13 protein-coding genes are annotated in these 13,079 nt (G+C 68.0%); 3 read left to right on the top strand and 10 right to left on the bottom strand.

Features of this window, described 5'->3' with window-relative positions:
* Positions 1-52: 52 nt before the first annotated feature.
* Positions 53-1,039 carry an aldo/keto reductase gene (locus tag VH571_RS05220; protein WP_423263618.1) on the bottom strand — a complete coding sequence of 329 codons (987 nt, stop codon included), beginning with the start codon at positions 1,037-1,039 and terminating at the stop codon, positions 53-55.
* Positions 1,040-1,233: 194 nt separating this feature from the next.
* Complete coding sequence (locus VH571_RS05215; RefSeq protein WP_423263616.1) at positions 1,234-1,695, bottom strand: MerR family transcriptional regulator; 462 nt, start codon at positions 1,693-1,695, stop codon at positions 1,234-1,236.
* A gap of 176 nt (positions 1,696-1,871) precedes the next feature.
* Between VH571_RS05215 and VH571_RS05210 the strand changes: the two genes are divergently transcribed.
* Positions 1,872-3,374: a SulP family inorganic anion transporter gene (locus VH571_RS05210; RefSeq protein ID WP_423263615.1), complete on the top strand. Its 1,503-nt coding sequence runs from the start codon at positions 1,872-1,874 to the stop codon at positions 3,372-3,374.
* On the opposite strand, the gene VH571_RS05205 is transcribed toward VH571_RS05210, so the two are convergent.
* Complete coding sequence (locus tag VH571_RS05205) at positions 3,371-3,769, bottom strand: hypothetical protein (RefSeq protein ID WP_423263614.1); 399 nt, start codon at positions 3,767-3,769, stop codon at positions 3,371-3,373. The genes VH571_RS05210 and VH571_RS05205 overlap by 4 nt on opposite strands.
* Before the next feature lie 141 nt (positions 3,770-3,910).
* On the opposite strand from VH571_RS05205, the gene VH571_RS05200 reads away from it, so the two are divergent.
* Both VH571_RS05200 and VH571_RS05195 read left to right on the top strand, forming a co-directional pair.
* Entirely contained in the window at positions 3,911-4,216 is a 306-nt protein-coding gene (locus VH571_RS05200) for a hypothetical protein (RefSeq protein ID WP_423263613.1), read from the top strand.
* Between the two features lie 57 nt (positions 4,217-4,273).
* Positions 4,274-4,567, top strand: coding sequence for a hypothetical protein (locus VH571_RS05195; protein WP_423263612.1), 294 nt, complete (start codon positions 4,274-4,276; stop codon positions 4,565-4,567).
* Between the two features lie 112 nt (positions 4,568-4,679).
* Here VH571_RS05195 and rpoZ read toward each other — a convergent pair whose 3' ends face one another.
* From rpoZ to VH571_RS05160, 7 genes are read right to left on the bottom strand one after another with little or no spacing between them, the layout of a single operon-like run.
* The gene (gene rpoZ, locus VH571_RS05190; RefSeq protein ID WP_055957913.1) at positions 4,680-4,946 is read right to left on the bottom strand and encodes a DNA-directed RNA polymerase subunit omega; all 267 of its coding nucleotides are present in this window, start codon (positions 4,944-4,946) and stop codon (positions 4,680-4,682) included.
* 8 nt (positions 4,947-4,954) lie between these two features.
* Positions 4,955-5,878: a guanylate kinase gene (gene gmk, locus VH571_RS05185; protein ID WP_055957916.1), complete on the bottom strand. Its 924-nt coding sequence runs from the start codon at positions 5,876-5,878 to the stop codon at positions 4,955-4,957.
* A complete protein-coding gene (gene pyrF, locus VH571_RS05180; protein ID WP_423263611.1) occupies positions 5,866-6,750 on the bottom strand; it encodes an orotidine-5'-phosphate decarboxylase in 885 nt (294 codons plus the stop codon). The genes gmk and pyrF overlap by 13 nt, the downstream gene beginning before the upstream one ends.
* Complete coding sequence (gene carB, locus VH571_RS05175) at positions 6,747-10,040, bottom strand: carbamoyl-phosphate synthase large subunit (RefSeq protein WP_423263610.1); 3,294 nt, start codon at positions 10,038-10,040, stop codon at positions 6,747-6,749. The genes pyrF and carB overlap by 4 nt, the downstream gene beginning before the upstream one ends.
* Positions 10,040-11,221 carry a glutamine-hydrolyzing carbamoyl-phosphate synthase small subunit gene (carA, locus tag VH571_RS05170; RefSeq protein WP_423263609.1) on the bottom strand — a complete coding sequence of 394 codons (1,182 nt, stop codon included), beginning with the start codon at positions 11,219-11,221 and terminating at the stop codon, positions 10,040-10,042. Before carA ends, carB begins: the two co-directional genes overlap by 1 nt.
* Positions 11,218-11,721 (bottom strand): hypothetical protein, encoded by a 504-nt coding sequence (locus VH571_RS05165; RefSeq protein ID WP_423263608.1) that lies wholly within the window; start codon positions 11,719-11,721, stop codon positions 11,218-11,220. Before VH571_RS05165 ends, carA begins: the two co-directional genes overlap by 4 nt.
* Positions 11,718-13,076 (bottom strand): dihydroorotase, encoded by a 1,359-nt coding sequence (locus VH571_RS05160; RefSeq protein ID WP_423263607.1) that lies wholly within the window; start codon positions 13,074-13,076, stop codon positions 11,718-11,720. Before VH571_RS05160 ends, VH571_RS05165 begins: the two co-directional genes overlap by 4 nt.
* Positions 13,077-13,079 lie beyond the last annotated feature (3 nt).

Below are 13,079 nucleotides of genomic sequence, written 5' to 3'. Positions count from 1 at the left end.
CCGGCCCGCGGATCCTCGGCTTCTGTCTCGTGGCGGTTCGCCCCGAACTGGCTCAGCGGCCGATCGGCGACATGTCGGGGTAGCGGTCGCCCGACGCTGCCGGCAACGCCGAAAGGCGTGCGACCTGATCGGCGCTCAGCGTGAGGTCGGCGGCACCGAGATTCTCTTCGAGTCTCGTCACGCGCTTCGTGCCCGGGATCGGCACCAGGTCGTCACCCTGCGCGAGCAGCCAGGCGAGGGCCACCTGGGCGGGAGTGCCGTCGACCTCGCCCGCCACCTGACGGACCTCGTCGACGAGACGCATGTTCGTCGCGAACGCCTCCTCCTGGAACCGGGGGTTCGCGAGACGGAAGTCGTCGGAGTCGAGGTCGGACGGCTTCGTGATCGCCCCCGTCAAGAAGCCGCGGCCGAGCGGGGAGTACGACACGAGGCCGATCCGGAGCTCGCGGAGGGTGTCGAGGACGTCGCCCTCGGGGTCGCGGGTCCAGAGGGAGTATTCGCTCTGCAGGGCAGTGATCGGGTGGACGGCGTGCGCTCGCCGGATCGTCGCGGCGCTCGCCTCGGATAGCCCGATGTGCCGAATCTTGCCCTCCTCGACGAAGCCGGCCAGCTGACCGATGACGTCTTCGATGGGCACGTCGGGGTCGACGCGGTGCTGGTAGTAGAGATCGATGTGATCGGTGCCGAGGCGTCGGAGGGACCCCTCGAGGGCCACTCGGATCGAGCCGGGATCGGAGGTGATATGACGCTCGGTGCTCGGGGTCGACTCCCCCGGCGTATGGCGCAGCAGGCCGAACTTCGTGGCGATGACGACGTCGTCGCGGCGATCACCGAGAGCCTTGGCGAGCAACTCCTCGTTCGAGTACGGGCCGTACGCCTCCGCAGTGTCGAACAGGGTGACACCGAGGTCGATGGCGCGGTGGATGGTGCGGACCGATTCGTCGTCGTCGGTGCCGGCGCCCGTGTAGAAGGCGCTCATTCCCATGGTGCCGAGGCCGAGTGCTCCGACCTCGAGGTCGCCCAGTGTGCGGGTCTGCATATGTCTCCTCTTTGTCTGGCGGCGTCGGGGGTAGCTGCCGCCCCATCGAGCTTGCTCCCGATGCGGCGGATCGGCCCTCAGCCTCGCCCGAGCGCGACGCCGGCGTGCGTCGAGTGACGGGAAATGCCCGCGGCTAGGCGGGCAGCCCCGCAATTGGCGGCACTCAGGGGGCAGGATCTGACACGCTGCGGGCGCTACTGCGCTTTGAGTAGCTCGATGAACTCGTCCGCCATGCTGATCTGCTCCTCGAGCTTCGCTCGCCGAGCGGTCGCCTGCTCGATGAAACCGTCGAGCGCTGCGCGGGCCTCGCCGGCTCCATCTGATGCTGCTGCTGTCTCTTCGCCAGCTCCTGCTCCTGCTCCTGCTCCGGCGCCAGCGCCGGCCTCGCCGAGGCGATCGACGACCCGGAGGAGCTCGGCCATCTCGTCGAGACTGAACCCCAGGGGCTTCATGCGGCGGATGACCATGAGCCTCGAGAAGTCGCGCTCAGTGTAGAGGCGGAATCCGCCCTCGGTGCGCCCCGACGGCGTGAGGAGCCCGACCTCGTCGTAGTGGCGAATCGTGCGGAGCGACATCTGTGACCGGTCGGCCATCTCTCCGATGTGCATCGTCGCCACGACCTCTTCGGCCGTCATCTCAGTAGCCACCGTCACCATCCTCGTCGCTCAACCCTTACGTTACGGTAGGGTTGAAGAAAGGGCCGCGAATACACCGGCCCTCTCGATCTTCCCACTCCTCGCAGATCACGACGGCGTGGGCTCACGCGCAACGGGGCGCGCCTCCGTCTTATCAATCGCTCTCCCGAGAGAGCCGACCACTCAGGAGCCGCCCCATGGCCTCAGCTTTGCCCTCAGTCCGCCCGGCTACCAAGCCGATCACCGTGCTCAGCGCCCTGCGCTCGCCGCAGCAGCTCTCTCGCGAAGTCCTCGCGGGCATGGTGACGACCCTCGCCCTCGTGCCCGAGGTCATCTCGTTCTCGATCGTCGCCGGGGTCGACCCGATGGTCAGCCTCGTCGCGTCGATCGTGCTGGCCCTCACGATGTCGATTCTCGGAGGTCGGCCGGGTGTGATCACGGCCGCCGCCGGATCCGTCGCCCTCGTCATTGCCCCGCTGGTGCACGACCATGGCGTGCAGTACGTCTTGCCGACCGTCATCCTCGCGGGCATCGTGCAGATCGTCTTCGGGTTCGCGGGGCTCGCACGACTGATGCGGTTCATCCCCCGCTCGGTCATGGTCGGGTTCGTCAACGCGCTCGGTGTGCTGATCTTCACCGCGCAGGTGCCGCACGTGCTGAACGTGCCGTGGCTGGCCTACGTGCTGTTCGCTCTGACCTTCGCCATCATCTTCATCGTGCCGCGGTTCACCAAGGTCGTCCCGTCGCCGCTCATCGCGATCGTGGTCGTGACGGCGATCGTCATCATCGCGAAGCTCGTCGTGCCGGATGTCGCCGACGAGGGCCCGCTCACCGGCCAGCTTCCCGGTATCACGCCGTTCCTCGTGCCGCTCAACCTCGCGACCCTCCAGTTGATCTGGCCGACAGCTCTGAGCGTGGCATTCGTCGGACTCATGGAGACCCTCCTCACCGCCAAGCTGGTCGACGAGATGACCGACACTCCGTCGCACAAGGGGCGTGAGTCGTGGGCACTCGGCGTCTCGAACATCCTCGCCGGTTTCTACGGCGGCATCGCAGGCTGCGCCATGATCGGCCAGACGGTCTTGAACGTCAAGACCGGTCGCGCTCGCACCCGCATCTCGACCGTCATCGCCGGGGTCTTCCTCCTGGCCCTCGTGACGGGATTGAGCTCGATCATGGGCCAGATCCCGATGGTCGCCCTCGCCGCCGTCATGATGGTGGTCGCCGTCACAACGGTCGACTGGCACAGCCTCAAACCCTCCACGCTCCGTCGCATGCCACTTCCCGAGACGCTCGTCATGGGAATCACGGTGGCGGTCGTCGTCGCGACGAACAACCTCGCCTATGGCGTGCTCGTCGGAGTCGTGCTCGCGATGGTCCTCTTCGCCCGCCGGGTCGCGCACGTCATCAGCGTCGAGCGGACGGAATCGGCCGATGGCTCAGCCGTTCACTACGACGTCACCGGGCCCCTCTTCTTCGGCAGCAGCAACGATCTCGTCGACCGGTTCTCGTACAGCGAGGATCCCGCAACCGTCACGATCGACCTGAGTCGTGCGCAAATCTGGGACGCCTCAACCGTCGCCTCCCTCGACGCGATCGAGACGAAGTACCGTGACCACGGGATCGAGGTCGGTTTCGACGGCCTGGATCAGCGGAGCACGCTGTTCCACTCGCGGCTGACGGGGCGGTTCGGCGCTTAGGGGTCGGTGGCGGGCTGGTCGAGTACTTGACGAATTGCCCCGAACAGCAGTCGCACGTGGGGTGCCATCCACGGTGGGGTACTCGGCTTGCGGAAGCCCCAGGCCCCAAGTACATGGCTGCGCCCCGTGACGCGCGAGACCGTGGCCGAGCTCGAGAACTCGAGCTGCACGCCCCCGTGGTGGTAAGCGAGTAAGCCCTTCGGCACCAGAAAGGCTTGCTCGTCGTCGAGGCTCGTCGTGGTCAGGGCTGACGCGCCAGGGGTTGCCAGAGCCTGTCGAATCACCTGTGGCCAGCTCTCGATGCACCCCTCCACGGCAAGCCCGGCAACGACGGTGCGGTCGTCCACACGAGTGACACCGAACTCGGTGACGCGGTATCCGCCAGTGTCGCTCACGCTGTGACCATACGCCGCCTCGCGGCTTCGCCATGAGGTGATCGTCCACGATCTGCTGGTGTTCGGGGCCGAACATCAGCACATCGTGGACACTCGCTGCCCGCGCGACGCTACGGTGGACGGCAGACGGAGGGAGACGAGATGACCGAGTTCAGCTGGACGCTGCTCGAACTCGTCCTGCCCCTCGACATCTGGCTTCGGACCGATCTGAACGCCCTGCCGCATCTCGCTCTCGGGCTCCTGCTCCTAGCCGTCGTCGGAGCGATCGCGATCGCGATCGTCGTGCACGGGGCCACGAAGTACCCGTCGATCGACGTGCCCGTGGCGGGCGCCCCCGAGCCACGCCGACCCCGTGAGCGGCTTCGGCGGCAGCAGGCACGCCGGGAGGCCCCGTGCGGTGGGGCTGGGGCGCGTGCGCCCGGATCCTGGGCTCTTCGTACCCGCTGAAGCCTGCCGGTACGGAGACTCCCGTTCGAGTCCGCATCGCACCAGTAAGGCAACCGCATGCCCATTTCGCGCCCGATTCGCCCGGTGAAACGACTTCGCCGGCTGCTCCACACCGTGACCGAGAGGCTCTGGCTGTTCTCGGGCTGGACTTGGGTCGCCGCCGGGTCTCTCGTCGGCTTCGAGGTGTTCGAGATCATCTTCACGAGCTTCGCCCTCGCGCCCGAGCTGCTACCCGTTGTGCTCGTCGCGATGGCCCTCGCTTATGTCTGGCGCGAACGTCTCGCGTCGTTTCGACAGCACCTCAGGATCCGCCGCCGCGCCGCTAGGGTCGCCCGGCACGCGGCACCGTGAGACCTCAAAATCAGCCCGGCGGCGCCGCTGAAACCCGTCGATTGTGAGGTCTCATCGCCCCACGCAAAAGCGGGCCGCCCCGAAGGGACGACCCGCTTGAGAAGGGAAGGTGTTACTCGGCGACGACCGCGAGGGGCTTCGACGTGAGCTTGTCTTCGTTGATCTCTTTCATCGCGACGGAGAGAGGTTTGTCGTCGATGGTCGAGTCGACGAGCGGCCCCACGTTGTCGAACAGCGAACCCTCGTGGAGGTCGGCGTAGTAGTCGTTGATCTGACGCGCGCGCTTCGACGCGAAGATGACGAGTGCGTACTTCGACTCGACCTTCGAGAGCAGGTCGTCGATGGGCGGGTCGATGATGCCCTTGTTCCTGTCGGCCATGGTGCCTCCTAAGCTTTCGGATGCCTCGTGGCACGAGCGGCCGCGGGCATTGCCATCAAGTCTACGACCTCTCGGGCCGCTTCGCTGACGTCGTTGTTGATCACTTTGTGGTCGAACTCGTCTTGCGCGGCCAGCTCGACCTTGGCGGTCTCGAGGCGACGCTGCTGTTCGGCGGTGTCTTCGGTGCCGCGGCCGATCAGTCGGCGAACGAGTTCGTCCCACGTGGGGGGCAGCAGGAACACCAGCACGGCCTCGGGCATGACCGCGCGCACCTGACGGGCACCCTGGATGTCGATCTCGAGTAGCACGCTCTGACCCTTGTCGAGAGCGGCGTCGATCGGGGGCCGCGGCGTGCCGTAGCGGTGCGAGTTGTGCACGGTGGCGTACTCGAGAAGTTCGCGGTCGCGGATCATCCGGTCGAACTCGTCGTCGGTGACGAAGTAGTAGTGCACTCCGTCGATCTCGCCCGGGCGCGGTTTTCGCGTCGTGGCCGACACCGACAGGTGCACGTCGTAGTTCTCGCGGATGTAGCTCGAGACGGTGCCCTTGCCGACGGCGGTCGGCCCGGCGAGCACGACGAGCTTCGATTTGAGGCGCCCACGGGCCTCCCGCTGCGAGAGCCAGTCCCCCAGGATCACGCGTTGGCGCACACCCAGACCGCCGACTCGCTTGGAGTCGGCGATGCCGAGCTGCTCCATGATGCGAGCGACACGGGTCGGCCCGATGCCGGGGATGCTCGTGAGGAGCTCGCGCACTCGGAGGGTCGCCTCGGGTGCGGTGACTTCACCGGCCCAGGCGGCGTCGGCGACGTCGAGCGCGGTGCGACGGCGCTCCGAGACGTCGTGCTTGACCTCGGCGCGGGCGCGGCGCGCGGCGACGGCGGCTTTCGCGGCGGCGGCACGGTCGACGGGCGGCGGCGTCATGCGAGGCATGCGGTCACCTCGTCGGAAGCTCGTCGAGCGGCGTCGCGAACACCCGAAGGGCCGGACCCGAGGATCGACCGCGACGCCGAGACCAGCACGCTGGCGGCGGCGGGGCCGAAGAGGCTCTTCACATCGCCGTACCGGGCCCCCTGCGCACCGAAGCCGGGAGCGAGGATGGGAGTCGACGCTAGCTGATCGAGGGCGATGCCGTAATCGGCGAGGTCAAGAGTCGCGCCCAGCACGAGACCGACGTCGCCGAGGTCGGCAGCTATCGGCGCGACGCGGGAATCGCCCTGATCAGAGGCGGAATTGTCGTTCAGCACATCGTCGACGATACCGGCTGCGACCGTCTTGCCGCTCGCCAGGCGCGCCGTCTGGGTGAGGCGGGCCTCCGGGTTCGACGTCGCGGCCAGAACGAAGACGCCGCGACCGGCCTCCCGCGCCCGCCGCAGGAAGCCGGCGTTGGCGCCGAGCCCCTGATAGGCCGCGCAGGTAAGGGCGTCGACGCGCAACGGTGAGTCGTCGGCGAACCAGGCATCGCCGTACGAATCCATCGTCGTGCCGATGTCGCCGCGCTTGGCGTCGCCGAGCACGAGGAGGTCGGTGTCGCGAGCCGCCTGCAAGACGTCTTCGAGAGCGGCGAAACCCTGGGAGCCGTACCGTTCGTAGAAGGCGACCTGCGGCTTGACGATGCCGACGGATCCTGCGGTCTGTTCGATCACGGTCAGCCCGAACGACCGAACGCCCTCCGCCGACACCGGGAGCCCCCACTCCTCGAGGAGGAACGGGTGCGGGTCAATGCCAACGCAGAGGTGGCCGTAGCGGTCGAACGACGCCGCCAGGCGGCTGCCGAACGACGCACCGCCGGCGGCGTCGCTCACAGCGCGGCAGCCCGGTCGAGGCCCGCCTGACGCTCCACTGCATAGTCTTGAAGGCTCGTCACGTCGTAGCCCGTGTGGATCGACTCGATGGAGGCGACAGCTGCCTGCAGCTGCGCCATCGTGGTGAAGAGGGCCTTGTCGGCCGCCACCGTCGCCGCGCGGATCTCGTAGCCGTCAGCCCGGCCGCTGGAGCCCGACGGCGTGTTGATGACGATGTCGACCTCGTCGCGGTTGATCAGGTCGACCACGCTCTCGCCGCCCTCGGAGTACTTGCCGACGATGCGCGTGGTGATGCCGTTGCGGATCAGGACGGTCGCCGTGCCCTCGGTTGCCGTGATCTCGAAGCCGAGCTGCTGCAGGCGGAGAACCGGGAGAACGATCGCGCGCTTGTCGCGGTCGGCAACGCTGACGAAGACCACGCCGGAGGTTGGGAGCCCGCCGTAGGCCGCCGTCTGGCTCTTCGCGAACGCGAGCGGGAAGTTGCGGTCGATGCCCATCACCTCACCGGTGGAGCGCATCTCGGGGCTGAGCACGCTGTCGACGACCTGGCCCTCCTTGGTGCGGAACCGCTTGAAGGGGAGCACGGCCTCCTTGACGGAGATCGGCGAATCGAGCGGCACATCGGAGCCGTCCTGGACCGGAAGGAGGCCCTCCTCGACCAGAGAGCGGATGGACGCGCCGACCATGATGCGCGAAGCAGCCTTGGCCAGCGGGATGCCGAGCGCCTTCGAGACGAAAGGCACCGTGCGGCTGGCGCGCGGGTTGGCCTCAAGCACGTAGAGCACTCCGGCGGCGATGGCGAACTGCACGTTGAGCAGGCCGGAGACTCCGATGCCCTCGGCGATCTTGAGGGTTGCCTCGCGGACCCGATCGATCTCGCCCCGACCGAGCGTCACCGGCGGAAGTGTGCAGCTCGAGTCGCCGGAGTGGATGCCGGCCTCCTCGATGTGCTCCATGATGCCGCCGACGTAGAGCTCGGTGCCGTCGTAGAGCGCGTCGACGTCGATCTCGACCGCGTCGTCCAGGAAGCGGTCGACCAGCAGCGGCTGGCCGTGGCCGATGACGACCTCGTCACGGGTGCGCTCGAAGTAGTCGGCGAGAAGCTCGGACGAGTAGACAATCTCCATGCCGCGTCCGCCGAGCACGTATGACGGGCGGACGAGGACGGGGTAGCCGATCTCGTCGGCGACAGCCACGGCGCTCTCGAAGTCGGTTCCGGTGCCGTTCTTCGGGGCGAGGAGACCGGCCTCGTCGAGGATCTTCGAGAACAGACCGCGCTCTTCGGCGGAGTCGATCGCGTCGGGGCTGGTGCCGAGGATCGGCACGCCGGCCGCCGCGAGGCCCTGGGCCAGGCCGAGAGCGGTCTGGCCGCCGAGCTGCACGACGACACCCACGAGCTCGCCCGCCTGGCTCTCGGCGTGCACGATCTCGAGGACGTCCTCCAGCGTGAGGGGCTCGAAGTAGAGCCGGTCGCTGGTGTCGTAGTCGGTGGAGACCGTCTCGGGATTGCAGTTGATCATGATCGTCTCGAAGCCCGCGTCGGACAGGGCGAACGAGGCATGCACGCAGGAGTAGTCGAACTCGACGCCCTGCCCGATGCGGTTCGGGCCGGAGCCCAGGATGATCACCTTGCGGCGGTGGGAGGGCACGACCTCGGTCTCGAAGTCGTACGACGAGTAGTGGTACGGCGTCGTGGCGGGGAACTCCCCCGCGCAGGTGTCGACGGTCTTGTAGACCGGACGGAGGCCGAGGTAGTGGCGGTGGTCGCGGATGTCGTGTTCGAGACGACCGCGGAGCTCGGCGATCTGTGCGTCGCTGAAGCCGTGGTCTTTCGCCTCTTCCATGACCTCGTACGAGAGCTCGTCGGCTGCGGCCACCCGCTCGGCCACCTCGTTGATCAGCACGATCTGGTCGATGAACCAGGGGTCGATCTTGGTCGATTCGAAGACCTGCTCAGCGGTGGCGCCGGCGCGGAGGGCCTGCTGCACCGTGACGATGCGGCCGTCGGTCGGGACGCTCGCGAGTTCGAGCAAGGCGGTGACGTCTCCGGGCTCGCCTTTCCAGTGGAAGCTCGAGCCGCGCTTCTCGAGCGACCGGAGCGACTTCTGGAGGGCCTGCGTGAAGTTGCGGCCGATGGCCATGGCCTCGCCGACGCTCTTCATGGTGGTGGTGAGGGTGGTGTCGGCGGCCGGGAACTTCTCGAACGCGAACCGCGGCACCTTGACGACGACGTAGTCGAGCGTGGGCTCGAACGAGGCCGGGGTGACCTTGGTGATGTCGTTCTGGATCTCGTCGAGGCGGTAGCCGATGGCGAGCTTCGCGGCGATCTTGGCGATCGGGAAGCCGGTGGCCTTCGACGCCAGGGCGCTGGAGCGCGAGACGCGGGGGTTCATCTCGATCACGATGATGCGGCCGTCGGCCGGGTCGATCGCGAACTGGATGTTGCAGCCACCGGTGTCGACGCCCACGCGACGGATGATGTCGATGCCGATGTCGCGGAGCTTCTGGTACTCGCGGTCGGTGAGGGTCAGCGCCGGGGCGACCGTGATCGAGTCGCCGGTGTGCACGCCTACCGGGTCGAAGTTCTCGATGGAGCAGATCACGACGGTGTTGTCGGCCGTGTCGCGCATGAGCTCGAGCTCGTACTCCTTCCAGCCGGTGATGCTCTCTTCGAGCAGGACCTCGGTGGTCGGGCTGGAGTGCAGGCCGTCCGAGACCATGCGGGTCAGCTCTCCGGGCGTGTGGGCAAAGCCCGACCCGAGGCCGCCCATGGTGAACGAGGGGCGGACGACCAGCGGGTAGCCGAGATCGTCGGCAGCGGCGAGGGCTTCGTCGACCCGGTGCACGATGTGCGAGCGCGCGACATCGGCACCCGACTCGAGCACGAGTTCTTTGAAGATCTGGCGGTCTTCGCCCTTCTGGATCGCTTCAACCTTCGCGCCGATGAGCTCGACGCCGTGCTTGGCCAGGATGCCGGCCTCGTCGAGCGCGATCGCCGCGTTGAGGGCGGTCTGGCCGCCGAGGGTCGGGAGCACCGCGTCGGGGCGCTCCTTGATGATGATCGACTCGAGCACCTCGGAGGTGATCGGCTCGATGTAGGTCGCGTCGGCGAAGTCGGGGTCGGTCATGATCGTCGCCGGGTTCGGGTTGACCAGGATGACGCGCACGCCCTCTTCGCGAAGGACGCGGCAGGCCTGCGTGCCCGAGTAGTCGAACTCGGCCGCCTGGCCGATGACGATCGGGCCGGAGCCGATGACGAGGACGGAGTTGATGTCGGAACGCTTGGGCATCAGTTGCTTTCCTTGGGGTCGGCCTGGACGGCGTCGGCCGTCGATGAGCGCTCGATCACGAGAGCGCGGAACCGGTCGAAGAGATGGTTGCTGTCGTGGGGGCCGGCAGCGGCCTCGGGGTGGTACTGCACCGAGAAGGCGGGGATGTCGAGGGCGCGCAGGCCCTCGACGACGTTGTCGTTCAGAGAGAAGTGGCTGACCTCGACGCGGCCGAAGCCGGCGGGCGAGTCGAGCACGCCGTCGATGGGGGCGTCGACGGCGAAGCCGTGGTTCTGGCTGGTGATCTCGACGGTGCCCGTGGTCTTGTCCCACACCGGCTGGTTGATGCCGCGGTGGCCGAACGGAAGCTTGTACGTGCCGAAGCCGAGGGCGCGACCGAGCAGCTGGTTGCCGAAGCAGATGCCGAAGAACGGTGTTCCGTCGCGGAGGGCGCTCTGCAGCAGCTCGACCTGAGAGTCGGAGGCCGACGGGTCGCCGGGGCCGTTGGAGTAGAAGAGCGCATCGGGCGCGAGGGCCTTGAGCTCGTCGACCGTTGTCGACTGCGGCAGCACCATCACGTCGAAGCCGCGCTCCGAGAGGTAGCGGATCGTCGAGGTCTTCACGCCGAGGTCGAGCACGGCCAAGGATCCGACACGGTCGCCGACCGCGGGAACGTCGTACCGCTCCCGCGTGGAAACCTGGCCGCTGAGGCTGAGTCCGCGCATGTCGCGGCCGTTCTTTACGATGGCGAGCTGCTCGTCGTCCGGGAGCCCGGCCTCGTCGCCCGAGAAGATGCCAGCCTTCATCGACCCGACGTCACGGAGACGGCGGGTGATGGCGCGGGTGTCGACCGAGCGGATGCCGACGATGCCGTCGCCGGTGAGTTGCTCGTCGAGACTGCCCTGGGCACGGTAGTTCGACACGACGCGGCTGGCGTCGCGGACGACGAAGCCGGAGACCCAGATTCGGCTCGACTCGGGGTCTTCGTCGTTGACACCGGTGTTGCCGATGTGCGGCGCCGTCATAACGACGATCTGCCCGGCGTACGACGGGTCGGTGAGGGTCTCCTGGTAGCCGGTCATGCCGGTGGCGAAGACCGCCTCGCCGAGGGTGCGCCCGGTGGCGCCGTAGGGGCGACCGACGAAGCGGGTGCCGTCTTCGAGAACGAGGACGGCCGTGTTCGCGGTGGACGAATCTGTCACGAGGTTTTCTCTCCAGTGCTGATGAGGGTGCTGACCGCGGCGACGAGTTCTCGGGGATCGTCGGAGTCGCGGAGATAGGTGTCGACGTCGAGGTCGCCGAGGCGCCAGCCGAGCTTGATCAGCCCGTCGGTCTCGACGACTCGATCGATGGTCCAGGTCGAGCGGCCGACATCGCGCAGGTCGGCTCGGGCGATGAGGATCGGCGGCTCCCCCGCGATGTCGAGCACGACACCGTCGGGGTGGACGCTGACGACGGCGCGGCCACGGAAGCCGAGGCCACCGACCACGATCCGATCGAGCCGGTCGGAGGCTTTTGTCGTGGCGACGTAGAACAGGTCGCGCTCGGCGAGGAGCTCGCCGAGTTCGGCGGAGGCCGGTGCCGGGGTCGGACGGGTCACGTCGGCCTGTCGTCGTCGTCGCGCGAGCCAGCCCGCGCGCATCCAGAAGTAGATGCCGACGGCCGCGACGAGAAACCCGGCGCCGATCAGCCAGCGGATCACGGAGCGCCGACCAACGCGGCGGCCTGCGCGGAGACCGTCTCGGTGTCGACGACGGCGGCGTCGAGCACGGTCGCGTAGCCGCCATGGAACGTGGCCACGACTCGCCCCGGCAGCTCGCGCTCGAGGTAGGGCGAGTTGGTGCTCTTGCCGGCGAGGTCGTCGATCGAGAAACTCCTGCTCACACTTCGATCGTAGAGCGTGATCTCGGCCGGCGAGCCCACTCCGATCGGCTGACCCTGTCCGCTGACCTGCCCGATACGGGCGGGAGCGGCCGAGAGCACTCGCTCGACGCCCGCCCAGTCGAGGAGGCCGGTGTCGACCATGGTCTTCTGGACGACGCTCAGCGCCGATTCGAGGCCGACCATGCCGTTGGCCGCGCCCGCCCACTCGCACGACTTCGCCTCGGCGGTGTGCGGAGCGTGGTCGGTCGCGACGATGTCGATGGTGCCGTCGGCGAGGGCGCCACGGAGAGCTTCGACGTCTTCGCTGCGGCGGAGCGGCGGGTTGACCTTGTAGCGGGCGTCGTAGGTCGAGACCAGGTCTTCGGTGAGCAGCAGGTGGTGCGGAGTCACCTCGGCGGTGACCTCGAAGCCCCGCGACTTCGCCCAGCGGACGACCTCGACGCTGCCCGCGGTCGAGACGTGGCAGATGTGAAGGCGAGCGCCGACGTGGTGCGCGAGCAGCACGTCGCGGGCGATGATCGCCTCTTCGGCGACGGCCGGCCAGCCGCCGAGCCCGAGCGTCGCGCTGAGTTCGCCCTCGTTCATCTGCGCACCCTCGGTGAGGCGCGGCTCCTGGGCGTGCTGGGCGAGCACTCCCCCGAAGCCCTTGATGTATTCGAGGGCTCGGCGCATCAGCAGTGGATCGGCGACGCAGAGCCCGTCGTCCGAGAAGACGCGGACGGCCGCGCGCGAGTTCGCCATCGCGCCGATCTCGGAGAGGTGGGTGCCCTTCAGCCCCTGCGAGACAGCACCGATCGGCCGCACGGTGACGTAGCCTGCGCGATCTCCGAGGGCCTGCACCTGCTCGACGACCCCGGCGGTGTCGGCGACCGGCGACGAGTTCGCCATCGCGTTGACGGCCGTGAAGCCACCCTTCGCGGCGGCGCGCGAGCCGGTCAGAACCGTCTCACTGCCCTCGAATCCGGGTTCGCGCAGGTGGGTGTGGAGGTCGACGAGGCCCGGCAGCGCGAGGAGGCCGTTGGCGTCGATGACCGTGGCGCCGGCCTCGGACAGGTTCGTTCCGAGCGCCTTGACGGCTGCGCGGGAGGCGGTGCCGCTGGATCCTGGTCCGAGAATGATGTCGGTGGTGCGACCGTCGCTGAGGGTCGCGCCCTTGAGGAGGTAGTCGTTCATCGT

The sequence above is a fragment of the Frondihabitans sp. 4ASC-45 genome (assembly GCF_049472575.1).
Lineage (GTDB): Bacteria > Actinomycetota > Actinomycetes > Actinomycetales > Microbacteriaceae > Frondihabitans.
The sequence above is the reverse complement of the archived record's forward strand: the minus strand, read 5'-3'. Positions and strand labels throughout refer to the sequence as shown.

Excerpts from the sequence above, each read along its gene's own strand:
- VH571_RS05220 (WP_423263618.1), bottom strand. The coding sequence starts at position 1,039 with ATGCAGACCCGCACACTGGGCGACCTCGAGGTCGGAGCACTCGGCCTC.
- VH571_RS05215 (WP_423263616.1), bottom strand. The coding sequence starts at position 1,695 with ATGGTGACGGTGGCTACTGAGATGACGGCCGAAGAGGTCGTGGCGACG.
- VH571_RS05210 (WP_423263615.1), top strand. The coding sequence starts at position 1,872 with ATGGCCTCAGCTTTGCCCTCAGTCCGCCCGGCTACCAAGCCGATCACC.
- VH571_RS05200 (WP_423263613.1), top strand. The coding sequence starts at position 3,911 with ATGACCGAGTTCAGCTGGACGCTGCTCGAACTCGTCCTGCCCCTCGAC.
- VH571_RS05195 (WP_423263612.1), top strand. The coding sequence starts at position 4,274 with ATGCCCATTTCGCGCCCGATTCGCCCGGTGAAACGACTTCGCCGGCTG.
- rpoZ (WP_055957913.1), bottom strand. The coding sequence starts at position 4,946 with ATGGCCGACAGGAACAAGGGCATCATCGACCCGCCCATCGACGACCTG.
- gmk (WP_055957916.1), bottom strand. The coding sequence starts at position 5,878 with ATGCCTCGCATGACGCCGCCGCCCGTCGACCGTGCCGCCGCCGCGAAA.
- carB (WP_423263610.1), bottom strand. The coding sequence starts at position 10,040 with ATGCCCAAGCGTTCCGACATCAACTCCGTCCTCGTCATCGGCTCCGGC.
- VH571_RS05160 (WP_423263607.1), bottom strand. The coding sequence starts at position 13,076 with ATGAACGACTACCTCCTCAAGGGCGCGACCCTCAGCGACGGTCGCACC.